The organism is Ruegeria sp. CF8 (assembly GCF_056537285.1).
Window position 1 is genome coordinate 126,456 of the sequence record NZ_JBQFRG010000011.1, and the last position, 23,098, is coordinate 149,553.

The window sequence follows — 23,098 nt, forward strand, 5'->3', positions numbered from 1 at the left end:
TGCGACTACGGATTGGCAGCAAGAAGGAACGACACGGATGCCCACCAGCTATGAAGATCGCGTTTTGCGCGTACTGGCGTATATCCATGACAACCCCGCTGGGGACCTGTCGCTGGATGCGCTTGCTGACGTGGCGGCGATGTCACGGTTTCACTGGCACCGTGTGTTTCGCGCTCTGACCGGTGAGACCTGTGCGCAGGCGGTGCGCCGTGTTCGCCTGCACAGGGCGGCCACTTGGCTGGTGAGTACGGATCGGGCGATCTCGGACATTGCGTTGTCCGTGGGCTATCCTAATCCAAGTTCTTTTGCGCGCGCCTTTTCCGAGGCTTATGGCAGCAGTCCCGCTGCCTTTCGCAAGGCGGGCCAATTTCTGCCCGCTCATCCTGATTTCAAAACCGGAGGATATCCGATGCATCCTGTTACCACGCGTACTGAACCCGCCCGCCGCGTTGTCGCGCTGCCGCACAAAGGGGCCTATTCCGAGATCGGAAAAAGCTTTGAAGCATTTGGGGCTATGTGCGAATCCCGCCAGCTTTGGTCGCAGGTTGGGCCAGTACTCGCGTTGTACCTTGATAGCCCCGATGACGTGCCAGAAGATCAACTACGCAGTTATGCAGGGGCTGAGTTCCGGGGTGATGAAACACCTGAAGGCCTGGAGGAGCTTTCGATTCCTGGCGGTAAGACGGCCGTGCTGACCTATAAAGGGCCATATTCAGGGATCGGCGCTGCCTATCACAGCTTGTTCGGCAATTGGTTGCCGGAGTCTGGTGAAGAACCCGCGGATCAACCTTGTTACGAGATTTACCTCAACGACCCGCGCGAAACAGCGCCCGAGGATTTGCTGACCGAAATCTGCTTACCTTTGAAGTAATCTGTGACGAGTCGGCAGGGTTCGTCCGGGGCCCTGTCGATTTCTCTTTATTTAACTTGCAAGCATTTCGCTCCGAAACAGAATAGCGGGGCAAAGGGGTTTCCTTAAGGCTTGTACCGATTGATCAGTCGCTTGTCCCAAAGCCTCCGGTCTTTCGATGATCTGCCGCGCGGATACGATCCATCAGGATTTCATTCCATTCCAGATTTTCTTCTGGTGAGGCCAATGGATTGGCCTGATCAACCTCCAGCAGAAATGTCGCGTGCATCGGCATCAGGCCGTCCACGACCACCATCTGCTCTTCTGAGGGTGCAATCGACAGCATTCCGGTCAGGCGTACCGGTTCGTGGTAGAAAGTCGGCGCCCAGTCGCCGTTCAGCAGCACGCGGATCATCTGGTTTGGCGGCGGTGGGGGCCTGTGGCTACACATTCCTGGCTCGGGCACCAGATAAGCGACAGGATGACCATCCGCGTCTGGTGGCGCGGGAATCGCAAAACCGTCCAGAGTGATGGTTTGACCATCATGCAATGGATTGCCGGCTGTGCCTGCAACCGTACGCCGTTGGATAACAGTCTCGCGCTGGTTCAGCATCCAGTCGACGTCAATCTGATCACGCGCCAGTGCGGCTTCTGTCTCTTTCAACAACTCTTGCCATTTAATTCGTTCTTCGGCGCTGCCGGCATTTTGTTGCAACCTGAGCCGTAGGCGCACGGCAAACTGTAGATCATCCAGCTGTTCGGCACTGAGGTCACGAAAAGGGTCGTCAAATTCCTGCGCAGAAGGATCGGGAAGGTCCGACCATTCGAGTGCAAGTCCGGATGCCGCAACCGATGCCTGCGTAGTCAGCGCCAGCGCGGCGACGGTTGCACACCTGAGCCAACTCCGCATGCACTTTCTCCAAAACGATCATCGTTAGAAAAGACTTAAGCCATTCCAACGCAGTCTTGTAGGCTGCTTCGGTTTTTGTGATGTCACTTCGTGCTCGCGCTTGGTTCGGACACTTGCCGAGCTTCAGAGTATCAATCTGATATTTATAGGAAACATTTTCGCAACTCGGTGTTTGGAGGGGAATTGTCTTGAACCCTTTGTAGCTGCAGTAAAACTTTGGATGTTTCTCACGGAGTTGTGATTCACATATGCAACATTCTCGTGAATGCTGCAATTCCGTCTCTTTTCCGCCGAAATTTGTGCTGATAAGCGTTGGAATAAGTGTTGGGGTGGTAAAAAGTGCGAGTGGGCAGATGAGAGCCGGTACAAACGGTCAAATAGCCATTTCATGGAAACAGACAGAGCTTGATGAGCTCGAGTCGCCGCCTTGGGCTTTCTTGGTCATTGGAGCGGCTTGGTCCTGGCGCGGTCAGGCCGTGTTTCTGAGCGAAGACATCGAACAGGCAATTGAGCGATCCGGTAGTGCAGGTGCGATCACATCAGTGACGAAGGATCGATTTGCCGTTGTTCGTGATGTTACCGGAGACGTGTGCGGCTCAGTCGTGTTGACCAACGGTGCACAGCGTTTCAGAGCGGATCTGGTCGTACAACAAGGCGAAATTGACCCGACCTTTGTTTTTACCGACGGATGTCCGCCACGGGATCAGGCATTTTGGGTCAGTGAAGTGAATGACTTCGCTGCATCGGCATTTGCTCAGCCTACTTATGACTCGACGGTTGTAAGCTTTCCGCATCAGGCCGCGTCGCGGCAAACCTAAGCCCAATCGCTATCCGGCTTTCCGCTGACCGGGTCACTGGCCGCACTTTTTCGATGCGTTTGCCCTTAGCTACTTCCCTTTCTGATTTCGCTTATTGACTCTGTGACCTCTGCGGATATAAGCGCGGCTTCATTGGTGTTGGTGGCCCCCGCAAGGGGATACCTGTCATGGGGGAAACCTCAAGAGGACAACGCCCTTCATAGTGGCCTGTTAGGGCCTCGACCTAAACGAAGGAGATCAGCCGTGACCAAACGCACGTCTGCCAAGTACAAAATCGACCGCCGGATGGGCGAAAACATCTGGGGTCGTCCGAAATCCCCGATCAACCGTCGTGAATACGGCCCCGGTCAGCACGGTCAGCGCCGCAAGGGCAAACTGTCGGACTTCGGTCTGCAGCTGCGCGCCAAGCAGAAGCTGAAAGGCTACTATGGCGACCTGACAGAGAAGCAATTCCGCCGCATTTATGCCGAAGCCGAGCGTGTCAAAGGCGACACCGGTGAAAACCTGATCGGTCTGCTGGAACGCCGCCTGGACGCCGTTGTCTACCGCGCCAAGTTCGTACCGACCGTGTTTGCCGCACGTCAGTTCGTGAACCACGGCCACGTCAAAGTGAATGGTAAGCGGGTTAACATCCCCAGCTACCGCGTCAAAGAAGGCGACGTGATCGAAGTGCGCGACAAGTCCAAGCAACTGGCCATCGTTCTGGAAGCTGCTGCTCTGGCCGAGCGTGATGTTCCAGATTACATCGACGCCGACCACTCGAAGATGACCGCGACTTTCGTGCGCGCACCGGGCCTGAGCGATGTGCCTTATCCGGTGATGATGGAACCAAACCTGGTCGTCGAATTCTACGCGAAGAACTAATCTTTGCCGAAAAACAGATTTACAAGGCCGCGCAATCTGCGCGGCCTTTTTTATACTGCGTTCTGCGTGCCGATATCCCGCCGTGGTGAAACGCCGAATTTGCGGGAATACTCTCGGCTGAACTGGGTCGGGCTTTCATACCCCACGTCAAAGGCCGCTTGCGATACGCTTGCCGCGCCGTGCGACAAAATCCGCCGTGCTTCGAGCAACTTGAGGTCTTTTTGATATTGCAGCGGAGATTTGGCCGTCACCGACTTGAAATGCGCGTGGAAGGCTGAAACGCTCATCCCTGCGGTTTGCGCAAGGTCAGATACCGGCAGTGGGGTTCGAAACCCTGCCCGAATAACATCAATCACACGTGCGATTCGGCTGGCGGCGCTGTCGCGCCACAACATTTGCCGCAGCATTCCACCATGATCAGCTTGCAGTAGTCGGTAGTGAACTTCGCGGCTGATCATTGGCGCTAATACCTGCGTGTCCATCGCATTCTGACTGGCGCGAAACAGGCGGGTCATGGCATCGATAAGATCAGGCGTGGCTTTGGATGCGGCAAGGCTTTGTGCCGGTTCGGGTGCCACAGGAGCAGAGCCGACTTCATCGTACAAGCCGCGAAGGATCGATAAGTCGAGTGAGAAGACAAGCCCGACATATGGTTTATGCCGGCTCGCTTCAGTAACAGCGGCCAATACCGGGATGGAATGACTGACGATCAACGAGTCGCCTGCTCCGAACTGGACCAGACGATGTCCTACGCGTGTTTCCTTCTTTCCTTGTAGAACTAGGCAAACAATCGGATTGTACACCTGCGCCTCAATGGGTTTGGTTCTGACGTCATGTAGCAGGCCGAACCCATCCAGATTGGTCGCGTAAAACGGTGCGTTTTCTGGCTGTCCGTCTGCGGCTTTGCAAATTTCGGTGATCAGATCAAACGTCATGCTGTAGCGCCTTTTGGTTATGCTCAGCATAGTTCGTGGGGTGCGCTCGCACCATGGAAAATCCGAAGCTTTGGAGAAACAGGCAGATTTTGAGGAGGATCTGGCAGGTACTTCGCGGCGCGCAGAGCTATTTGTCTCTCAGGCTTATCATTGCGGAGAAAGACTATGGCACAGACCATCCTCATCACCGGCGCGTCGTCGGGTATCGGCAAAGTCACGGCAGAATTGTTTCAGAAGCAAGGTTGGAACGTCATTGCAACAATGCGCAGCCCGGAAAAGGAAACCGAGTTGTCGCAGTTGGAAAACGTTCTGGTCACGCGTCTGGACGTAACCGACGAAGCTTCGATCACAACGGCCGTGGCAGAGGGGATTGCGCGCTTCGGCCAGATTGATGTTCTGCTGAACAATGCGGGGTATGGAGCTTATGGGCCATTGGAGGCGTTCCCGATGGATCGCATTCGCCGGCAGTTCGACACCAACGTCATCGGTCTGCTGGCCGTAACCAAAGCGGTATTGCCGCATATGCGCGCCAACAGGTCTGGCTGCATTGTGAACATTTCTTCTATCGGCGGGCAGATTACCTTCCCGCTTGGGGCGCTGTATCACGGCACGAAGTTCGCAGTCGAAGGTCTGTCAGAGTCGCTGCACTACGAACTCGCTGCGGCGGGCATCAAGGTCAAGATTGTCGAGCCCGGGCTGATCGCAACGGATTTCGGTGGTCGCTCGTTTGATTTCGTCAATGATGAAGGCATGACGGAATATCAACCCGTAGTTCAGGCTCTGTTCGGCACCTGGGGTTCTGAAGAGATGGCATCGCGCACCTCGCCGCCCAGCGTCGTGGCCAACGTGATCTGGGATGCGGTGACCGATGGGACTGACACGTTGCGGTATCGCGCGGGCGAAGATGCGGTCGAATATCTCGACAACCGCAAGGCGCTGGACGATGCAACCTTCATTGGTGGAATGAAAACAATGCTCGGGCTGGCCTGAGGTTTAAATCGGCAGCGGTCGCCCTTCGGCGATCGCTTCCATCGCGAAATACGAGGTCACACTGTCCAGTTCGACCTTTTCGATCAGGCGTTGGTAGACCTTGTCATAAGACGCCATATCTTCGGTGACGACTTTCAACTGGTAATCGTAATCTCCGCCGATGCGATGAAAATCCACGACTTCTGGGATGGTCAGAACATGGCTGCGAAACGCCTGCAGCCATTCGGCCGAATGATGCCGCGTGCGCAGCATGACAAAGACCACAAGGCTCAGCCCTAGTTTCTCGCGTGCGATACGGGCGGTGGATCCAGTCAGGACGCCATTTTCATTCAGGGCCTTCAATCGCCGCCAGCAGGCGTTTTGAGAAAGACCAACACGATCCGCCAGTTCCCGTTGGGACAGGGTGGCGTCCTTTTGCAGCTCTTTCAGAATGCGCGTGTCAATTTGATCTAATTTTGAAGTCATATCTAATCATATGACACAAAATTTCCGAAATCTACGCAAAGATAGGTGAAGATTCCCCGGTACGGATAAATCACATTGGTTAGGCAGTTAGGAGCCCATACCATGACCTTGTCCAAATTTCGTGCGGATCTTTGTTCCACCACTCACAATTCCAACCTGCGCGATGGGCTGATCGGAGAAAACGTTCTGATCCCGGGTCTGCATGGGGACGTACCGCTTGTTTACGCGGATTACGTCGCTTCGGGCCGTGCATTGCGGCAGGTCGAAGACTATGTCGCGCAGCACGTGTTGCCGTTCTATGCGAACAGCCATACCGAGGCCTCCTACTGCGGTTCTTATATGACACGTCTGCGTCGTGAGGCACGCGATGAGATAGCCCGCCTTGTTGGCGCGAGGGGAGAAGACGCGGTGATCTTCACCGGGTCCGGTGCCACGGCGGGGCTCAACCGGTTGGTCAGTTTGATGGGAGTGGAAGAGGCTGACCAACCGGTTGTTTTAATCGGACCGTATGAACACCATTCAAACATTCTGCCTTGGCGCGAGAGCAAGGCGCAGGTGATCGAGATCCCCGAAGACGAAGGCGGGGGTGTAGATCTGCAAGCGCTGGAATCTGTTCTCAAGGCACATGCAAACGCCGATCTGTTAATCGGGTCATTCTCGGCGGCGTCCAACGTGACAGGCATCATAACCGATCCTAATCCGGTCACCCGGTTGCTCAAGGCGCATGGTGCACTGGCCGTTTGGGATTACGCTGGTGGAGGGCCGTACCTGCCGATGGACATGGGCCCTTCGGATGCACGAAAAGATGCGATCGTGGTTTCACCGCATAAATTCCCGGGAGGACCGGGCGCGTCAGGTGTTTTGGTCGTGAACCAAACTGCCGTACAGCGGACCTGCCCAAGCTGGCCAGGTGGCGGCACCGTCAGTTTTGTCTCGCCTTGGCGTCACGATTACAGCGCGAACCTTTCAACTCGGGAGGAAGCGGGAACACCCAACGTAATCGGAGATATTCGCGCTGCATTGGCCTTCATCGTCAAAGATGTGGTTGGCACAGAAAAAATCGCGAGACGCGAGGCTCAATTCAACCAGATGGCTCTGGAGGGGTGGCAGGACAACCCGCACCTGACTTTGCTTGGGATCGAGAACCCGCATCGCTTGCCGATCTTCTCGTTCCTTGTCTGTGACAACTCTGGACAGCCGGTGCATCAGCAGCTGTTCACCCGGATGCTCAGCGACATTTATGGTATTCAGGCCCGTGGTGGCTGCGCCTGCGCGGGACCTTATGCGCATCGCTTGCTTGGCATTGATCGGGCGACCTCGGAAGAATTGCACGCGGCCCTGTCTGCAGGGGAAGAGATGAAAAAACCCGGCTGGGTGCGGCTGAATTTCTCGTATCTGATGAGCGAGGAAACGGTACAGTTCATCATCGACAGCGTTAATGACCTGTCCCACCGGACTGAGGAATTTGCGCCCTTCTACGATGCCGACCCGGCGACCGCGCGCTTCAAAGCCGCATGATGGAATTGCCGCTTTTCTCAACCCGTTGAGACAGGTATGAGAGGCCCATTCAACGGAGCCTCTCATGACCAAGATCACCCCACAACCCGGTATTATGGACATCGCGCTGTATCAGGGCGGCCAGTCGCATGTGGCCGGGGTGAAGCATGTGATCAAGCTAAGCTCGAACGAGAACCCGTTTGGGCCAAGCCCCAAGGCCATTGAGGCCGTGCGCAACAGCGCGGCAACTTTGCATCGCTATCCAAGCACGGATCATGCAAGCCTGCGCGCGGCCATCGGTGCACGCCATGGGCTGGATCCGGCGCGTATCGTCTGCGGTGTCGGCAGCGACGAGGTGCTGCAATTCATCGCTCAGGCCTATGCGGGGCCGGGGGATGAGGTGGTCTATACCGAGCACGGGTTCTCGATGTACCCGATTATCGCCCGTATGGCTGGTGCGATGCCGGTCATGGTGGCCGAGCGTGACCGCAAGGTGGATGTGGATGCCATTCTGTCGGCGGTGACAGGGCGGACGCGGCTCGTGTTTGTTACCAACCCGGGTAATCCGACCTCGACCATGATCTCGAATGACGATCTGGAACGGCTTGCAAAGGGTCTGCCTGAAACTTGCCTGATGGTTCTGGACGGGGCCTATGCCGAGTTTGTGGATGGGTTCGACGGCGGTGTGTCTCTGGTCGATGCCCATGAAAACGTCATCATGACCCGAACTTTTTCAAAAGTGTACGGGCTGGGCGGAATGCGGGTTGGCTGGGGCTATGCGCACCAATCGATCATCGACGTGCTGAACCGCGTGCGCCAGCCGTTTAACCTGTCACTCACCGCGTTGGCTGCGGCTGAAGCCGCAGTGAACGATGTCGACTTTCTGTCCTTCTGTCAGTCAGAGAACGCGCGTCTGCGTGTGTGGTTGGCAGAGGAGCTCGCCAAGATCGGTGTGCCTTCGGACCCGTCCTGCACAAACTTCATCCTTGCACGGTTTGCTGACAGGGCTGAGGCCGAAGCCTGTGACGACTACCTGAAAACCCAAGGTTTGATTGTCCGTCGGGTTGCGGGCTACAACCTGCCGAACGCCCTGCGGATCACCGTGGGCGACGAAGAAGCCTGCCGCCGAGTGGTTGCGGCGATCACTGCATTCAAGAAGGGCGCAGCATGAGCCAGATTTACGACCGCGTTGCGCTGATCGGGCTGGGCCTGATTGCTTCGTCCATGTTCTGGGCGATCAAACGGGCAGGGCTGGCCGGTGAAGTCACGGGCTATGCCCGGTCCGAGGCCACGCGGGACACTGCACGTAAAATTGGGCTGTGCGACCGCGTGTGCGATACCGCGCAAGAGGCCGTTGAGGGTGCCGATCTGGTTGTCCTCTGTGTTCCTGTCGGCGCAATGGGGGCTGTGGCAGAAGAAGTAGCACCTGTATTGAAACCCGGCGCAACGGTATCGGATGTTGGTTCGGTCAAGCGCCATGTGATCGACGCTGTGCAGCCGCACATCCCCGCTGGCGTGCATTTTATCCCGGCGCACCCATTGGCAGGGACCGAACATTCCGGCCCGGAATCTGGTTTTACAGAACTGTTTGACAACCGCTGGTGTCTGCTGGTCCCGGTCGAGAACTCGGATCCCGAGGCGATTGCCCGCCTGCGTGCGTTGTGGGAAGGCATGGGGTCAAATGTCGATGAGATGGACGCAGATCACCATGATCTTGTGCTGGCCGTGACCTCTCATGCGCCGCACCTGATTGCCTATACAATGGTTGGCGTGGCAGACGACCTGCGACGCGTAACCGACAGTGAAGTCATCAAGTATTCGGCCGCCGGTTTCCGGGACTTCACCCGCATTGCAGCATCCGACCCGACCATGTGGCGGGATGTTTTCCTGTCCAACAAGGATGCGACGCTGGAAATCCTGGGCCGCTTCACCGAAGAACTGTTCGCGCTGCAACGGGCCATCCGGACCGGCGACGGAGAGCATTTGTTTGACTACTTCACCCGAACCCGTGCTATTCGTCGCGGCATTATCGATGCGGGGCAGGACACGGATGCTCCGGACTTCGGACGAGGAAAAGCGGGTTCATGAAATTGCGCTGGAGGCACGTTCTGATCGGGGTTATGGCCGCTGCGGCTATGACGTCACAGGCTGCGCCTCTGGAACAATCCCTTGTACCTTTGACGCGTCCGGCGTTGGACCAGGCGGCTGTGCCAGCCGCTTTGCAACCCACTGTGCGGCCGGTGCCTCGCCCGATCGCGCCGCAGGTCACAGCTGCCGCAATACGCCCGTCGGACGTGCCGCTCAGACCCTTGATGCGTCCCAAATGGCTGGAGCAAGAGGTGCTGTTCAAAAAGCGCAAACTGCGCAAAAGCTCGGTTTGCGGTGACATCGCCATTCAGGGCAAGCCCGTGGGTCGCGTTGGCAGTAAGAATTCAGCTTGTGGCGTCAAGGATGCGGTACAGATCACCTCGGTCTCGGGCGTCGTGCTCAGCCGTCCATCGACAATGGACTGCGGCACCGCGATTGCGCTGAACAAATGGGTCGAAAAAACGGTCAAACCTACCTTCAAGCGTCGTGGCCCTGTGGTCGAACTGCAAGTGGCTGCCCACTACGCCTGTCGGACGCGTAACAATCGAAAAGGCGCGCGGATCTCTGAACATGGCAAGGGACGCGCGATCGATATATCTGGGTTCAAAATGGCAGATGGAGAGGTGGTGACTGTTCTGAACGGTTGGCGCAAGAACCCCTCGCAGAAACAACTCAAGAAAATCTGGCGTGGCGCGTGCGGGCCATTTGGAACCGTTCTGGGCCCAAATTCAGATCGCTATCACCGGGATCATTTCCATCTGGACACGGCCCGCTATCGAAGCGGACCTTATTGTCGCTAACGCAGGATCAGGCGAGGGGCAGGTCCCAAGGGCAAAGGCCCAAGCGCCACAAACCCGTCGCGGAAGTTTAGCCGCAAGTCCAATGCATTCGGGTTCCCACCCAGCCCAGCCATAAAGTTGAGCGCGCGCGTAACCGGATCGACGGCCTGATCGGGCAGGGCACCCGCCGCATTTGCCATGGCGATCATGTCCCGCCAGTTTTCCGCCTTGACTGCGATCTCTCCGGTTGGAATTCCTTGCGCATCCACATCCAGCGCACCGGTCGCAAACAACCTGAGCCCACCCCACTTGGCCTCAGCGAGCTTAAGGTCGATCCTGACCGGCTGAGGACGACCCTGTTCCAGCGCGGACCGGTCCCAGGGTTTGTCGAATGTTGCCACCATATCCAGTTCCAGCGTGTCGAAGGACTGCGGCAACGAAGTGGCGGATTCCATAAGGCTGCGCAGGTCATCACCGGGCGTAAAGCCGTCCACGCGAACAGCCATATTATAAGCCTCGGGCGCGGCAGTTTGTTCCATCAACAGCTCTAGCGTTCCACCTGCGGCCAACGCCTGCGCGTTCTCGGTGATAGACCAAGGTCCTGCGGTCAGCGCCATTTTTTCCAAAACCAGCGCTACACCTGGCCGCAATTGCAAGTGCGCCTGCAGAGCATCTGCCTCGATCGTTGAGGTCTGGTCAAAGTAAGACAGGCGTTGTGGTGTATCGGCAAAGCGCAGGATCTGACGTCCGGGCCAGATCGCAGGGCTTTCGAATTCAATCCAATCTGCGCTCCAGGCGGTGCCCGTTTCCGGATCTGCAAGGGCGGGATTGTTCAACTGTGTCATGTGGTGGGTCGGATAGCCCGCCGTGGCAACGTCCGAGAAGTCCGCTTGCCAGCCCAGCTCTTGCTGCTGATCAAACCAACCGGTGATGGCATTGCGCAGCCCATATCCGGCAATGAACCAATAGGCGCTCCACAGAACGGTGATAAAGATGAACACTCGTAATAGACGGCGCATGAGCATTGGCCCTTTTTCCTGCCTTGGATTTGATGTTTATAGGCCGAAACAGGCAAGGACCAGTGCAATGACGATGTGGGTATTCGGATATGGATCGCTGCTGTGGAATCCGGGCTTTCCAGTGGCACGCAGCGAACGCGCGACGTTGCATGGGTTTGCACGATCCTTCTGCATGAGTTCGATCCACCATCGCGGGACCGAGGAAAAACCGGGTCTGGTGTTGGCGTTGGACGAGCAGGCAAACGCAAATTGCACCGGTCTGGCCCTGGCGGTTGAGGCTGGCCACGAAGATCGCACCCTGCACGAGCTGCGCGAAAGAGAGTTGATTTCTTCAGCCTATGTCGAGCGGATGCTGGATGTGCACCTGGAAACCGGCGATATCGTAAACGCCGTGACCTACGTGATTGATGCTGATCATGTACAATATTGCGGTGGGATGCAGCTAGAGGATCAGGCACAGATCATCGCACATGCTATCGGTGGGCGCGGTCCCAACGATGAATACCTGTACAATACCGCCGAGCACCTGGCCGAGATCGGTCTGCGCGACCCCGATCTTGAGTGGTTGGCGCAACGGGTGCGCAGCATCACCGCATAAACTCTTGGCGTCACCCGCGGATTTTCGCTAGATTCGTCGCAGAGCAGGCAAAGACCGGGAACCACGCGCATGGCGCAGGCACATCAGGGCGCGAGACCCCATTTCTCGCATCCAACACGACAAATCTTGTTGATGTTGATGGCAATCGGCCTGTCCGGGCTGGGTGTGTTTCTGGCGCTGCCTTACGTTTTACCGGTTTTCTTCGCCAACCCGTATCTGAACGGGTTCATCTTACTGGTGTTCATGATTGGCGTCTTGGCCTGTTTTTATCAGGTGACACAGTTGATCGGGTCGGTGCGCTGGATCGAAGCTTTTGTCGGTGGTGTTGTTCGTGAAGACGCCCGCACGCCGCAACTGCTGGCCCCCTTGGCGTCACTTCTGCGCGAGAGGGGTGCCCGGTCGCAGATCAGTTCTACCTCAACCCGTTCGATTTTGGATTCCGTGGCTGAGCGGGTCGAGGAAGAGAGGGAGATCACCCGTTATATCACCAACGTCCTGATCTATTTGGGTCTTTTGGGCACATTCTTTGGTTTGGCGACAACCGTTCCCGCCATTGTCGACACCATACGCAGTCTGAACCCGCAGGAGGGCGAAGAAGGTCTGGCCGTCTTCAACCGACTGATGACCGGACTTGAGGCACAGTTACAGGGCATGGGCGTGGCGTTCGGATCATCTCTGCTTGGTCTGGCCGGATCTCTGATCGTTGGTCTGTTGGAGGTCTTCGCGGGCCACGGGCAAAACCGATTTTACCGCGAGCTTGAGGAATGGTTGTCATCGATCACCCGCGTTGGATTTGCCGGTGGCGAAGAAGGTGGGGCTGAGATCGCCGTGCTGACACCTGTTCTGGATGCCATGTCCGAGCAGATGGACGCGTTGCAGGATCTGTTTTCCGCTCAGGAAAGCGAGAGGGCGGAGGTTTCCGCCAAGCTTGGGCAACTGGTCGATGTGATTGGTGAGATGAACAATCGCCAAGCCAACAGCGAAAGCGTCACCTCGGCTTTGGAACGTGTGGCCCTTGGGCAAGATGCTTTGCTGGATCACATGCGCGATCACGGCGCTGGTGAAGGCATCGATGCCGAAAGCCGGATGCGCCTGCGTTCGATGGATGTGCAATTGCTGCGGATTCTCGAAGAGATTTCAGCGGGTCGACAGGAAAGCATGAACGAATTCCGCAAGGACATCGAACTTCTTGTGAAGGCCCTGACTCTGCCGCGCGGCGCAGTACGCACCACGCCGGAAGGAGAATAATCCATGGCGCTGTCCCGCCGCACCGGTCAACGGTTCCAGGGTTCGGTCTGGCCCGGATTCGTGGATGCGATGACGGGGCTGTTGATGGTGCTGACCTTTGTCCTGACCATCTTCATGGTGATCCAATTTGTTCTGCGCGAAACCATCTCGGGTCAGGAAGACGAACTGACCACATTGGCGGACGAAGTTGCGGCGCTTGCTGGTGCTCTGGGTTTGGAAGAGCGTGAGAACAGCCGTTTGCAGGCCCGCCTCGGGGCGCTCAACACAACCTTATCGCAGGCCGAGGACGATTTGGCCCAGGCGCAATCGCTGATCGCATCGCTGACCACCGAACGCGACCGTCAGGCCGCGGCCCTAGATCAAGCTCAAACTCGGATCACCAATTTCGAAGCACAGGTTGCGGCTTTGCTGGCTGAACAGGAAAAAGCGCTGGGTGATATCGCGGCGCTTGAGACACAGCGCGAGCAATTGCTGTCCGAGCAAGAGGCATTGAACCTCGCTCTGACCCAAAGCCGTGAAGAAATTGATGCGCAGACCGAAGCCGCCCGGCTGGCTGCTGCGCGTCGCGAAGCGCTGGAAGCTTTGGTCGCAGATCTGGAGCAAAGTGGTGAGGAGCGTGCTGCGGAAATCACGGCGCTTGAACAGCAACTGAGCGACGAGGAAGCCGCCCGCCTTGCCGCCGCCGCCGCCGCTGAGGCGTTGCGAAATCGGCTGCAAGACGCGGATGCTGAGCTGACAGCCATGACCCTGGCATTGGAAGCGCAACGCCAAGAGGCCGAAGACACACTGACCCTGCTGGCCGCCGCTCAAGCCGCGCAGGCCGAGTTGCAGCGCAGGTTCGGCGATTTGGATCCGGATGCGTTGAAGGCTCAGCTTGAAGCCGCGTTACAGGCCCAGACGCAGGCGCAAGCTGATGCCGACGAACAACGCACACTGGCTGAACAACGTCAGGCTCTTCTGGCGTTGGCCGAGTCGACATTGTCTGATGAAAAAGAAATCTCGGCCGAGGCACAACGCGAGGCGGCCCTGTTGAACCAACAAATCGCCGCGCTGCGCGGGCAGTTGGGTTCTTTGCAGGCCTTGCTGGACGATTTTGAAGAGCGGAACGAAGCCGCAGAGATTCAGATCCAAACTTTGGGGCAGGATCTGAACGCGGCGCTGGCCCGTGCCGCATCTGAAGAACGACGTCGCCGCCTGTTGGAAGAAGCGGAACGCCTGCGCCTTGAGGCCGAAGCCGAAGCGCTGGCCGGTCAGAATGAAGAACTGGCCGCGCAGGCGGAAGACCTTCAACGCTATCGTTCAGAGTTCTTCGGTCGTCTGCGGGATGTCCTTGGAGATCAGGAAGGTGTGCGAATCGAAGGCGACCGGTTTGTGTTCTCGTCCGAAGTTTTGTTCCCAACGGGTTCTGCCGTGCTGTCCGCAGAAGGGCAACTGGAAGTTGCGAAAGTCGCCAACATCCTGCGTAGCGTCGCGGCTGAGATTCCGACCGGATTGAACTGGGTGATCCGCGTTGATGGCCACACAGATAACGTCCCGCTTGCCGGAAGTGGCCGGTACCGTGACAATTGGGAGCTCAGCCAGGGCCGAGCGCTGTCGGTCGTCCGTTACATGGTCGATGCGCTGGGCATACCGCCAAACCGTCTGGCCGCCAATGGGTTTGGTGAGTTTCAGCCGGTCAATCCGGCTGACACACCCGAAGCCCGCGCGCAGAACCGCCGGATCGAACTCAAACTGACCGAGCGCTAATCTGCTGCCAATCCTTGACTTAGACGGGCCTGTCTTAACGGGATTTCATCTTATGGCCGATGAAAATTGGCGCATGGACCCTATATCAAACCATAGGTTAATTGGAGTTGTGCGTGACAAACAAGGCGACAGATGTACACTTAGCGGTCCGTAACGCCCTGCGAGCCCCTTATCAGCGCGTAGCCTTGTGCCAAACCCCACAAGGAAACAGATTTTGGCTGAAACGTATCGAACGCTTCGCGCCTCATCTCTGGCTTGTAAAGGGTAAACCCGAACGAGCCTTCGACAGAGACCGATCTTCTCACCGGTTTCTGTGGAACTACGGTGCACCGGTCCCCAGAATTGTGGCTGAAGGCAAAGGGTACTTCGCTGTCCAAGACGCCGGAGCCAGCATGACAAAGCTTTGCACCGACAAATCTGTTACCCTCTCGGAAAAACTCAAAGCATGTCGCGCTGCTGGACAGGCGCTGGCAAGGCTGCATGCGATGGATCTGTCTCATGGGCGTCCGGCGTTTCGGGATATGTGCTGGGATGGACGTCAAATTCGCTTCATCGATTTTGAGTATTTTACGCCCACCAAAGCCGGTCGGCTTCGCAAAGCCCGCGATCTGGGAATTGCGACGGTGTCATCTCTGGCGCAGGGCGGTTTGGGCTTGCACTACGCCTACAATGTCTTGTCTGCCTACTTTGCGGCGCGGGGCAGAAAACCGAAGGCACTGCGGGTGCCATATCCTGTGCCAGTGAGAAACAGTCGCCCGCGCGTTCGGTAAGGGACGTGACAGATTGCGTCACTGTCGTCCAAACTTAAAGCTCTGATCTGGTGTGCCCATGAAACATCTAGGCACCACAGGATAATCTTCGGTCAGGAAGTAGGCATAGGTTCCATTGGGATACTCGGCTGATACGGTGAAAGCGCCGTTGCATTGGTCCAAATTGCCGTGACCCTGAACATAGGTATAGTCTTCGTTAAAAGTGCCGTCGTATCGACCGTTCGGCTCGGTGCCTCCGGGTCTGTTTCCGGACTTCAGGCGATAGGACGATTTCATTTCAGTTACTCTGCCGTCAATTGTTCCAGTCATCGCATAGATCGGAAAACCGTCAGCGGCATATCCAATAAGGGGTGAATGTTCTGACGGTGACCACCCCAACAGTTCGATCAGTCCGGTCGGAACGCCGTGATAGTGGTACTTTCCGTTCGGCTGAACATGTGCGTAATTTGCGTCTAAACCTAACGCAATAGCACCGCCCAACGCATTGTAGGACCACCCCGATCCCGGGTCACCATGCCAGAACTCTGCAGCCAGCGGGTCGAATACGACCCCATTGAGAGAGACGCCAAAATTCCAACCCATGCCCAGCGGCGTTAAGGTGCCATTGGAAGCAGGGTTTGCGGGAAGCTTGAGCTCGACCTTCTGCGTTTCAATTTGGTGCGGATTGCCCCTGTTGGGAAACTGACCAACCAGATGATCCGGAATTCCGTTGCCCGTTACTTTGATCTTGCTGCCCTTCTCTTTCACCGAGGCAATGCTTTCCCCTGGGTCAACAGTTGCAGGTACCAGCCTTAGAGGTTCAATTGCCGTCTCGTCGTGATAACGGAACCTGTGTTGTGCTGTTGCAACTGCCGCAACGGCAGACAAGGCAAATGCGGTGCCCCAAAAAACTGAAATCTTGCTCATAAATCAAACCCTGTTTTTGTGTACGTCATTGACAGTTACACGCGGCAAGAGCACGTTTCCGTCGCAGTTTTAGAGATTAAACAGAAAAAGCCCGACGATTTGGATCGCCGGGCTCAATTTACGCACTCTGTTTTCGGGTTAGTCTGCCGTTAGCAGCGGAGGCTTGTCACCTGGAATGCGCGGCTGATCCGGTCCCAGAATCTCCAAATCCAGGTCGCCCTTTTTGACCGAGACACGCACCACACCACCCTTGGCCAGCTTGCCAAACAGCAGCTCTTCGGCCAGAGGTTTCTTGATGTGTTCCTGAATGACACGGCCCAGCGGACGCGCACCCATCTTGTCATCGTACCCTTTGTCAGCCAGCCACTCGGCGGCTTTGGGTGTCAGATCAATGGTCACGCCACGATCCAGCAGTTGAGCTTCAAGCTGCAAGACGAACTTCTCGACCACTTGCAGGATGACCTCTTTCGGCAGCGGCGCGAACGAGATCACGGCATCCAGACGGTTGCGGAATTCCGGCGTGAACATGCGTTCGATCGCTGCCGTGTCTTCGCCTTCGCGACGGTCGCGACCAAAACCGATGGCTGCCTTGGCCTGTTCCTGCGCGCCCGCGTTCGAGGTCATGATCAGCACCACGTTGCGGAAGTTCACCGTGCGTCCGTTGTGATCGGTCAGTTCACCGTGGTCCATGACCTGCAACAGGATGTTGAACACATCCGGGTGTGCTTTCTCGATCTCATCAAGCAGCAGCACACAATGTGGATGCTGGTCGACACCGTCGGTCAGAAGACCACCCTGATCGAATCCGACATAACCCGGAGGGGCACCGATCAAGCGGCTGACTGCGTGTTTCTCCATGTATTCCGACATGTCAAAGCGCAGCAGTTCCACACCCAGCGTATCCGCCAGTTGTTTCGCCACCTCGGTCTTACCCACACCAGTCGGACCCGCGAACAGGTAGTTGCCGATTGGCTTTTCAGGTTCGCGCAGACCAGCACGGGCCAGTTTGATTGCGCTGGACAATGCCTCGATGGCCAGATCCTGACCAAACACCACGCGCTTCAGCGAAGCTTCGAGGTCCTTCAACACTTCAGCATCGTCTTTGGTGACGTTCTTTGGCGGGATACGGGCGATTTTGGCAACAACTGCCTCGATCTCTTTCACGCCAATGGTCTTGCGACGCTTGCTTTCCGCCAGCAGATGTTGTGCGGCACCGGCTTCATCGATCACGTCGATCGCCTTGTCCGGCAGCTTGCGGTCATTGATGTAACGCGCCGACAATTCCACTGCGGTTTTGATTGCGTCAGCGGTGTATTTGATCGCGTGATGCTCTTCAAAATAGGGCTTCAGACCCCGCAGGATTTTCACGCTGTCTTCCACCGAAGGCTCGTTCACGTCGATCTTCTGGAAGCGACGACTCAGCGCGCGGTCTTTTTCGAAGTGTTGACGGAATTCCTTGTAAGTGGTCGAGCCCATTGTGCGCAGCTTGCCGCCCTGAAGCGCAGGCTTCAGCAGGTTCGAGGCATCCATCGCCCCGCCCGATGTTGCACCAGCGCCAATCACGGTGTGAATCTCGTCAATAAACAGAACCGCGTCGGGATGATCTTCCAGCTCGGTGACAACGGCCTTTAGCCGTTCTTCGAAATCGCCGCGATAGCGGGTTCCGGCCAACAGCGCGCCCATGTCCAGCGAGTAGATCGTGGTGTTGGCAAGGACATCAGGTGCCTCTCCTGCCACGATCTTATGCGCCAGACCTTCGGCGATGGCGGTTTTACCCACACCCGGATCGCCAACCAGCAGCGGGTTGTTCTTGCGGCGACGGCAAAGCACCTGGATACAGCGTTCGACCTCATCCGAGCGACCGATCAACGGATCAACGTCACCCGCCCGAGATTTTGCGTTCAGGTCGACGCAGTATTTCCCAAGCGCGCTTTCCTTCTGTTCGGTTTCGCCAGAAGTTGTCTGAGCGTCTTCTTCCACCTGATCTGCGCCCGAAACCGAGCGGCTTTCGCCATAAGCAGGGTCCTTGGCCACGCCATGGGCGATGAAATTGACCGCGTCGTAGCGGGTCATGTCCTGTTCCTGCAGGAAATATGCGGCATTGCTTTCGCGTTCGGCGAAAATGGCGACCAGTACGTTGGCGCCGGTCACTTCGGTCCGGCCCGAGCTTTGTACATGTATCGCGGCGCGTTGAATCACGCGCTGGAACGCAGCCGTTGGAACGGCCTCTGACCCGTCAATATCCGTAACCAGATTCGAAAGATCCTCGTCAATGAATTCCACCAGAGTGCTGCGCAACTCGTCCAGATCGACGCTGCACGCTTTCATAACGCGCACCGCATCGGGTTCTTCCAGAAGCGCCAGCAGCAAATGCTCCAGCGTTGCAAATTCATGACGCCGTTCATTCGCAGCCGCCAAGGCCGCGTGGATGGCTTGTTCCAGTGTGCTCGAGAATGAAGGCACGCGGGTGCTCCTCTGTCTTGGGTCAGAAGGGGGCGGGCTATCGGCCGGAACCCCATCCCAACCATGTCCTCATACTATTAGAGTTTGGTTGATCGGCGTCCGGCTTCAAGGGTTTTCTTTCACTTGACAGTCACATTTGTTGTGACCGTGACCGTGAAGAGGGCGAAATAAGCATCAGAACCGGTCTTTTCTACCCCGGATCTCTGCAAAAACGGCCTCGGGCCTCGCGCCTGTCATGCCCAGATGGGCCTGAATCGCCGGATCTTCAGCTCTCAGGAACGGATTTGTGGCCTTTTCAAGCGCCAGAATCGACGGAACCGTGGCCTCTCCGGCGGCCCGTGCCCGGTCGATATCGGCAATGCGCGCCTTTAGTTCAGGGTTGTCCGGATCGACGGTAATAGCGAATTTTGCGTTGGATTGTGTATATTCGTGTCCCGAACATACCAGCGTGTCATCGGGCAAGGCGGCCAGTTTGCTCAAAGAATCCCACATCTGTTCTGGTGTGCCTTCGAACAGACGCCCACAGCCAAGCGCCATGAGGCTGTCAGCAGTGAAAACTGCGGAGCTTTGGGGCATGTAATATGCGACATGCCCTACTGTGTGACCGGACACATCCAGAACCTGAACTGGTTCCCCGCCGATTTCAAAGCTGTCACCTTCGGCCACCTGTAGATCAAGCGGCGGCAGGCGATGGGCATCAGCGGCGGCCCCGATGACCTGTGCGGGGTGTTTTTCCAGAATTCCTGCCAGCCCGTCGACGTGATCCCAGTGATGATGGGTCAGCAGCACGTGGGATAAGGTCCATCCCCGCGCCTCCAGCGCCTTTAAAATCGGCGCGGCCTCGGGCGCGTCGATCAAGGCGGTCTGGCCACTCGTAGCGTCGTGGGCCAGAAAGGCGTAATTGTCGCTCAGGCATGGGATTGTAACGATCTCAAGAGGCATGGCTTTTTGCCCTTTCATTGCTAGACTGCGCCCAGCTAAGCCGATTGACCGGATGTCCGCAATGCATCTTGATGTGCAGGATCTGAGGAACTTTTACTACCGCAGCACGCTGGGGCGTGCAGCGCAGGCGGCCATTCGCGGGCGCCTGATTGAACTTTGGCCCGAGGCCAAGGGTCAGACCGTGGCCGGATTCGGCTTTGCTGTGCCATTGTTGCGCCCATACCTGGCAGATGCGCGCCGCGTCATCGGGCTGATGCCAGGCCCTCAGGGCGTAATGCCTTGGCCTGCGGGGATGCCCAATGTGTCTGTTCTGACCGAGGAAACGCTTTGGCCGATTGAAACCGGTCATGTAGACAAGCTGGTTGTGATGCATGGGCTGGAAACGTCAGAGAGGCCGAACCAATTGCTGGATGAATGCTGGCGTGTTCTGGGACCTGGCGGTCGGGCCGTGTTCATCGTTCCCAACCGGGGTGGTCTATGGTCGCGCACTGACAAAACGCCGTTTGGTTATGGGCGCCCCTATACGGCCACGCAGCTGGAAAACCAGCTTAAGGCGCATCACTTTCTGCCCGAGGCGCACTGCTCGGCGTTGTACCGGCCACCTTCGTTCCGCCGTTTTTGGCTGAAATCCGGAAGTCTGATCGAAAAAACCGGACAAAGAATTCCCACTGTGATGGCAGGCGGTGTGCTTATGGTTGAGGTCAGCAAACACATACGACCACCCAGTGGAAGCGTGACCAAAGATGCAGTTAAGAAGCCGATAAAAGCGCTGGACGGCCTGTTGAAGCCTGCGTGACAATCACAAGCTTTCCTACGTGGCGAAAATGCGGGAAAAAAGTCACAGGAATCGCAAAAACCTGCATATTCGTAACATTTTTCAACTGAGCCAACGGGTCCAAACGGTCGCACTTGAGCTAAGTGCATGAAAAGTAACAATTTGTGGATAAATATGTTACCGCTATAGCGTATTGCTTGGTTGGAACACCTCTGCTACATCCCCGGTGATTTTGATCCCCGCCCTTTATGGACGGGGTTTCTTCACGCCCCCGGGTAGCTGCCGCACGCGAATTCGGGGCCTCAAATATCGGAAGGGTGGACGTGTCCGAACCAGCTTCGATTTCCACAGGCATTGCCGAGCGCTATGCCACGGCGATCTTCGAGATCGCAAAAGAGAACAAAGACCTCGCAGGTCTGGAATCCGGCATCAATGATCTTGCAGCAGCACTGGGCGACAGTGCTGAGTTGCGCGACCTGATCGCCTCGCCGCTGGTTTCCCGCGCCGAGCAAGAAGGCGCTATCACTGCCGTTGCAGACAAAATGGGTCTGAACGCGATTCTGCGGAATACGCTGGGTCTGATGGCGCAGAAACGCCGCCTGTTTGTTGTGCCGCAGCTGGTGCAAGTTCTGCGCGACATGCTAGCGGATGAGCGTGGCGAAGTGACCGCCGATGTCGCGTCGGCGAAGGCGCTGACTAAGACACAACTGGAAAAACTGTCCAAGACGCTGTCCGAGCGTGTGGGCAAGACCGTGACTATCAATGCGACCGTTGATGAAAGCCTCATCGGCGGTCTTGTCGTTAAAGTGGGCTCGAAGATGATCGATAGTTCGATCCGTTCGAAGCTGAACTCCCTACAGAATGCAATGAAAGAGGTCGGATAAATGGGAATCCAAGCTGCAGAGATTTCTGCAATCCTGAAGGACCAGATCAAGAATTTTGGTCAGGAAGCCGAAGTGGCCGAAATCGGCCGCGTGCTGAGCGTCGGTGACGGGATTGCCCGTGTATACGGCCTGGACAATGTCCAAGCGGGTGAAATGGTCGAATTCCCCGGTGGCATCATGGGTATGGCGCTGAACCTGGAAAGCGACAACGTTGGTGTCGTTATCTTTGGTTCTGACCGCGACATCAAAGAAGGTGACACTGTTAAGCGCACCAACTCGATCGTGGACGTTCCGATCGGTGACGAGCTGCTGGGCCGCGTCGTTGACGGTCTGGGCAACCCGCTGGACGGCAAAGGCCCGATCAACGCCTCCAAGCGTGGCGTTGCTGACGTTAAAGCACCTGGCATCATCCCGCGTAAATCGGTGCACGAGCCGATGGCAACCGGCCTGAAATCGGTTGACGCGATGATCCCGATTGGCCGTGGCCAGCGGGAACTGATCATTGGTGACCGTCAGACCGGTAAAACTGCTGTGGCTCTGGACACCATCCTGAACCAGAAGGTCTACAACGACGCAGCGGGCGACGACGAGTCGAAGAAACTGTACTGCGTTTACGTTGCGGTTGGTCAAAAGCGTTCGACCGTGGCGCAGCTGGTGAAGAAGCTGGAAGAGTCCGGTGCGATTGAGTATTCGATCGTTGTTGCCGCGACCGCGTCCGACCCGGCGCCGATGCAGTTCCTGGCGCCTTATGCCGCAACCGCGATGGCTGAATACTTCCGTGACAACGGCCGCCACGCTCTGATCATCTATGACGATCTGTCGAAGCAGGCCGTTTCCTATCGTCAGATGTCTCTGCTGCTGCGCCGCCCGCCGGGCCGCGAAGCTTATCCTGGTGACGTTTTCTACCTCCACTCCCGCCTGCTGGAGCGTTCGGCGAAGCTGAACGAAGATTTCGGTGCAGGCTCGCTGACCGCGCTGCCGGTTATCGAAACTCAGGGTGGTGACGTTTCGGCGTTTATTCCGACCAACGTGATCTCGATCACCGATGGTCAGATCTTCCTGGAAACCGAACTGTTCTATCAGGGCATCCGTCCTGCTGTGAACACCGGCCTGTCGGTTTCGCGTGTGGGCTCGTCGGCCCAGACCGACGCGATGAAGTCTGTTGCGGGTCCGGTGAAACTGGAACTGGCTCAGTACCGCGAAATGGCGGCGTTTGCGCAGTTTGGTTCGGACCTTGACGCCGCAACTCAGCAGCTGCTGAACCGTGGCGCGCGTCTGACCGAGCTGATGAAACAGCCGCAGTACTCGCCGCTGACCAACGCGGAAATCGTTTGTGTTATCTTCGCAGGCACCAATGGCTACCTCGACAAAATCGACGTTTCGGATGTTGGCCGCTACGAGGCCGGTCTGCTGGCGCATCTGCGCGGTAAGCACGCTGACCTGCTGAAGTGGATCACCGACGAAGATCCCAAAGTCAAAGGTGACGCGTCCGACAAGATCAAGGCAGCGATCGACGAATACGCCGCGACCTTCGCTTGATAGGAGGTTCCG

Annotated in this window: 22 protein-coding genes; 15 read left to right on the top strand and 7 right to left on the bottom strand. The window is 57.0% G+C overall.

Annotation, left to right across the window (positions count from 1 at the left end; translation table 11 throughout):
• The first annotated feature begins 37 nt into the window (after positions 1–37).
• Positions 38–871, top strand: coding sequence for an AraC family transcriptional regulator (locus ACR0EV_RS20805; RefSeq protein ID WP_480801845.1), 834 nt, complete (start codon positions 38–40; stop codon positions 869–871).
• A 124-nt stretch (positions 872–995) separates the two neighbouring features.
• On the opposite strand, the gene ACR0EV_RS20810 is transcribed toward ACR0EV_RS20805, so the two are convergent.
• Positions 996–1,760 carry a DUF3299 domain-containing protein gene (locus ACR0EV_RS20810; RefSeq protein ID WP_480801846.1) on the bottom strand — a complete coding sequence of 255 codons (765 nt, stop codon included), beginning with the start codon at positions 1,758–1,760 and terminating at the stop codon, positions 996–998.
• A gap of 353 nt (positions 1,761–2,113) precedes the next feature.
• Between ACR0EV_RS20810 and ACR0EV_RS20815 the strand changes: the two genes are divergently transcribed.
• Together ACR0EV_RS20815 and rpsD are read left to right on the top strand one after the other, a co-directional pair.
• Entirely contained in the window at positions 2,114–2,578 is a 465-nt protein-coding gene (locus tag ACR0EV_RS20815) for a hypothetical protein (RefSeq protein ID WP_480801847.1), read from the top strand.
• Positions 2,579–2,821: 243 nt separating this feature from the next.
• Positions 2,822–3,442, top strand: a complete 621-nt coding sequence (rpsD, locus tag ACR0EV_RS20820; protein WP_171091779.1) for a 30S ribosomal protein S4 — start codon at positions 2,822–2,824, stop codon at positions 3,440–3,442.
• Positions 3,443–3,492: 50 nt separating this feature from the next.
• On the opposite strand, the gene ACR0EV_RS20825 is transcribed toward rpsD, so the two are convergent.
• Positions 3,493–4,377: an AraC family transcriptional regulator gene (locus ACR0EV_RS20825; RefSeq protein WP_480801848.1), complete on the bottom strand. Its 885-nt coding sequence runs from the start codon at positions 4,375–4,377 to the stop codon at positions 3,493–3,495.
• Positions 4,378–4,542: 165 nt separating this feature from the next.
• Here ACR0EV_RS20825 and ACR0EV_RS20830 point away from each other — a divergent pair, with 165 nt between their 5' ends.
• The gene (locus ACR0EV_RS20830; RefSeq protein WP_480801849.1) at positions 4,543–5,367 is read left to right on the top strand and encodes an SDR family oxidoreductase; all 825 of its coding nucleotides are present in this window, start codon (positions 4,543–4,545) and stop codon (positions 5,365–5,367) included.
• Positions 5,368–5,370: 3 nt separating this feature from the next.
• On the opposite strand, the gene ACR0EV_RS20835 is transcribed toward ACR0EV_RS20830, so the two are convergent.
• Positions 5,371–5,832 (bottom strand): Lrp/AsnC family transcriptional regulator, encoded by a 462-nt coding sequence (locus ACR0EV_RS20835; RefSeq protein ID WP_480801850.1) that lies wholly within the window; start codon positions 5,830–5,832, stop codon positions 5,371–5,373.
• Between the two features lie 102 nt (positions 5,833–5,934).
• Here ACR0EV_RS20835 and ACR0EV_RS20840 point away from each other — a divergent pair, with 102 nt between their 5' ends.
• From ACR0EV_RS20840 to ACR0EV_RS20855, 4 genes are all read left to right on the top strand, one after another.
• Entirely contained in the window at positions 5,935–7,350 is a 1,416-nt protein-coding gene (locus ACR0EV_RS20840; protein ID WP_480801851.1) for an aminotransferase class V-fold PLP-dependent enzyme, read from the top strand.
• A gap of 64 nt (positions 7,351–7,414) precedes the next feature.
• A complete protein-coding gene (hisC, locus tag ACR0EV_RS20845; protein WP_480801852.1) occupies positions 7,415–8,500 on the top strand; it encodes a histidinol-phosphate transaminase in 1,086 nt (361 codons plus the stop codon).
• A complete protein-coding gene (locus ACR0EV_RS20850; protein WP_480801853.1) occupies positions 8,497–9,417 on the top strand; it encodes a prephenate/arogenate dehydrogenase family protein in 921 nt (306 codons plus the stop codon). The genes hisC and ACR0EV_RS20850 overlap by 4 nt, the downstream gene beginning before the upstream one ends.
• Positions 9,414–10,217, top strand: coding sequence for an extensin-like domain-containing protein (locus ACR0EV_RS20855; protein ID WP_480801854.1), 804 nt, complete (start codon positions 9,414–9,416; stop codon positions 10,215–10,217). The genes ACR0EV_RS20850 and ACR0EV_RS20855 overlap by 4 nt, the downstream gene beginning before the upstream one ends.
• Here ACR0EV_RS20855 and ACR0EV_RS20860 read toward each other — a convergent pair.
• The gene (locus tag ACR0EV_RS20860; RefSeq protein ID WP_480801855.1) at positions 10,214–11,215 is read right to left on the bottom strand and encodes a DUF2125 domain-containing protein; all 1,002 of its coding nucleotides are present in this window, start codon (positions 11,213–11,215) and stop codon (positions 10,214–10,216) included. The genes ACR0EV_RS20855 and ACR0EV_RS20860 overlap by 4 nt on opposite strands.
• A gap of 67 nt (positions 11,216–11,282) precedes the next feature.
• Here ACR0EV_RS20860 and ACR0EV_RS20865 point away from each other — a divergent pair, with 67 nt between their 5' ends.
• The 4 genes from ACR0EV_RS20865 (at position 11,283) to ACR0EV_RS20880 (ending at position 15,577) form a co-directional block, all read left to right on the top strand.
• A complete protein-coding gene (locus ACR0EV_RS20865; protein WP_480801856.1) occupies positions 11,283–11,813 on the top strand; it encodes a gamma-glutamylcyclotransferase in 531 nt (176 codons plus the stop codon).
• Between the two features lie 69 nt (positions 11,814–11,882).
• Positions 11,883–13,061: a biopolymer transporter ExbB gene (locus ACR0EV_RS20870; protein ID WP_480801857.1), complete on the top strand. Its 1,179-nt coding sequence runs from the start codon at positions 11,883–11,885 to the stop codon at positions 13,059–13,061.
• 3 nt (positions 13,062–13,064) lie between these two features.
• Positions 13,065–14,807, top strand: a complete 1,743-nt coding sequence (locus tag ACR0EV_RS20875) for a peptidoglycan -binding protein (protein ID WP_480801858.1) — start codon at positions 13,065–13,067, stop codon at positions 14,805–14,807.
• A gap of 392 nt (positions 14,808–15,199) precedes the next feature.
• Positions 15,200–15,577, top strand: a complete 378-nt coding sequence (locus tag ACR0EV_RS20880; RefSeq protein ID WP_480801859.1) for a BUD32 family EKC/KEOPS complex subunit — start codon at positions 15,200–15,202, stop codon at positions 15,575–15,577.
• A gap of 18 nt (positions 15,578–15,595) precedes the next feature.
• Here the strand turns inward: ACR0EV_RS20880 and ACR0EV_RS20885 are convergent, their stop codons facing one another.
• The 3 genes from ACR0EV_RS20885 to gloB form a co-directional block, all read right to left on the bottom strand.
• A complete protein-coding gene (locus tag ACR0EV_RS20885; RefSeq protein WP_480801860.1) occupies positions 15,596–16,483 on the bottom strand; it encodes a YHYH protein in 888 nt (295 codons plus the stop codon).
• Between the two features lie 138 nt (positions 16,484–16,621).
• Positions 16,622–18,946: an ATP-dependent Clp protease ATP-binding subunit ClpA gene (gene clpA / locus ACR0EV_RS20890; protein WP_480801861.1), complete on the bottom strand. Its 2,325-nt coding sequence runs from the start codon at positions 18,944–18,946 to the stop codon at positions 16,622–16,624.
• Between the two features lie 174 nt (positions 18,947–19,120).
• A complete protein-coding gene (gene gloB, locus ACR0EV_RS20895; RefSeq protein WP_480801862.1) occupies positions 19,121–19,888 on the bottom strand; it encodes a hydroxyacylglutathione hydrolase in 768 nt (255 codons plus the stop codon).
• A gap of 61 nt (positions 19,889–19,949) precedes the next feature.
• On the opposite strand from gloB, the gene ACR0EV_RS20900 reads away from it, so the two are divergent.
• The 3 genes from ACR0EV_RS20900 to atpA all read left to right on the top strand — a co-directional run bounded on the left by ACR0EV_RS20900 (position 19,950) and on the right by atpA (position 23,086).
• Positions 19,950–20,684, top strand: a complete 735-nt coding sequence (locus ACR0EV_RS20900) for a class I SAM-dependent methyltransferase (RefSeq protein ID WP_480801863.1) — start codon at positions 19,950–19,952, stop codon at positions 20,682–20,684.
• A 302-nt stretch (positions 20,685–20,986) separates the two neighbouring features.
• Positions 20,987–21,547: a F0F1 ATP synthase subunit delta gene (locus ACR0EV_RS20905; RefSeq protein ID WP_480801864.1), complete on the top strand. Its 561-nt coding sequence runs from the start codon at positions 20,987–20,989 to the stop codon at positions 21,545–21,547.
• The gene (gene atpA, locus ACR0EV_RS20910; RefSeq protein WP_480801865.1) at positions 21,548–23,086 is read left to right on the top strand and encodes a F0F1 ATP synthase subunit alpha; all 1,539 of its coding nucleotides are present in this window, start codon (positions 21,548–21,550) and stop codon (positions 23,084–23,086) included.
• Positions 23,087–23,098 lie beyond the last annotated feature (12 nt).

Coding starts and splice junctions, on each gene's coding strand:
- ACR0EV_RS20825 (WP_480801848.1), bottom strand. CDS start 4,377: ATGACGTTTGATCTGATCACCGAAATTTGCAAAGCCGCAGACGGACAG.
- ACR0EV_RS20900 (WP_480801863.1), top strand. CDS start 19,950: ATGCATCTTGATGTGCAGGATCTGAGGAACTTTTACTACCGCAGCACG.
- ACR0EV_RS20865 (WP_480801856.1), top strand. CDS start 11,283: ATGACGATGTGGGTATTCGGATATGGATCGCTGCTGTGGAATCCGGGC.
- ACR0EV_RS20875 (WP_480801858.1), top strand. CDS start 13,065: ATGGCGCTGTCCCGCCGCACCGGTCAACGGTTCCAGGGTTCGGTCTGG.
- ACR0EV_RS20830 (WP_480801849.1), top strand. CDS start 4,543: ATGGCACAGACCATCCTCATCACCGGCGCGTCGTCGGGTATCGGCAAA.
- ACR0EV_RS20810 (WP_480801846.1), bottom strand. CDS start 1,760: ATGCGGAGTTGGCTCAGGTGTGCAACCGTCGCCGCGCTGGCGCTGACT.
- ACR0EV_RS20855 (WP_480801854.1), top strand. CDS start 9,414: ATGAAATTGCGCTGGAGGCACGTTCTGATCGGGGTTATGGCCGCTGCG.
- ACR0EV_RS20850 (WP_480801853.1), top strand. CDS start 8,497: ATGAGCCAGATTTACGACCGCGTTGCGCTGATCGGGCTGGGCCTGATT.
- ACR0EV_RS20870 (WP_480801857.1), top strand. CDS start 11,883: ATGGCGCAGGCACATCAGGGCGCGAGACCCCATTTCTCGCATCCAACA.
- ACR0EV_RS20815 (WP_480801847.1), top strand. CDS start 2,114: ATGAGAGCCGGTACAAACGGTCAAATAGCCATTTCATGGAAACAGACA.
- gloB (WP_480801862.1), bottom strand. CDS start 19,888: ATGCCTCTTGAGATCGTTACAATCCCATGCCTGAGCGACAATTACGCC.
- ACR0EV_RS20880 (WP_480801859.1), top strand. CDS start 15,200: ATGACAAAGCTTTGCACCGACAAATCTGTTACCCTCTCGGAAAAACTC.
- ACR0EV_RS20840 (WP_480801851.1), top strand. CDS start 5,935: ATGACCTTGTCCAAATTTCGTGCGGATCTTTGTTCCACCACTCACAAT.
- ACR0EV_RS20860 (WP_480801855.1), bottom strand. CDS start 11,215: ATGCGCCGTCTATTACGAGTGTTCATCTTTATCACCGTTCTGTGGAGC.
- hisC (WP_480801852.1), top strand. CDS start 7,415: ATGACCAAGATCACCCCACAACCCGGTATTATGGACATCGCGCTGTAT.
- ACR0EV_RS20805 (WP_480801845.1), top strand. CDS start 38: ATGCCCACCAGCTATGAAGATCGCGTTTTGCGCGTACTGGCGTATATC.
- ACR0EV_RS20835 (WP_480801850.1), bottom strand. CDS start 5,832: ATGACTTCAAAATTAGATCAAATTGACACGCGCATTCTGAAAGAGCTG.
- ACR0EV_RS20885 (WP_480801860.1), bottom strand. CDS start 16,483: ATGAGCAAGATTTCAGTTTTTTGGGGCACCGCATTTGCCTTGTCTGCC.
- atpA (WP_480801865.1), top strand. CDS start 21,548: ATGGGAATCCAAGCTGCAGAGATTTCTGCAATCCTGAAGGACCAGATC.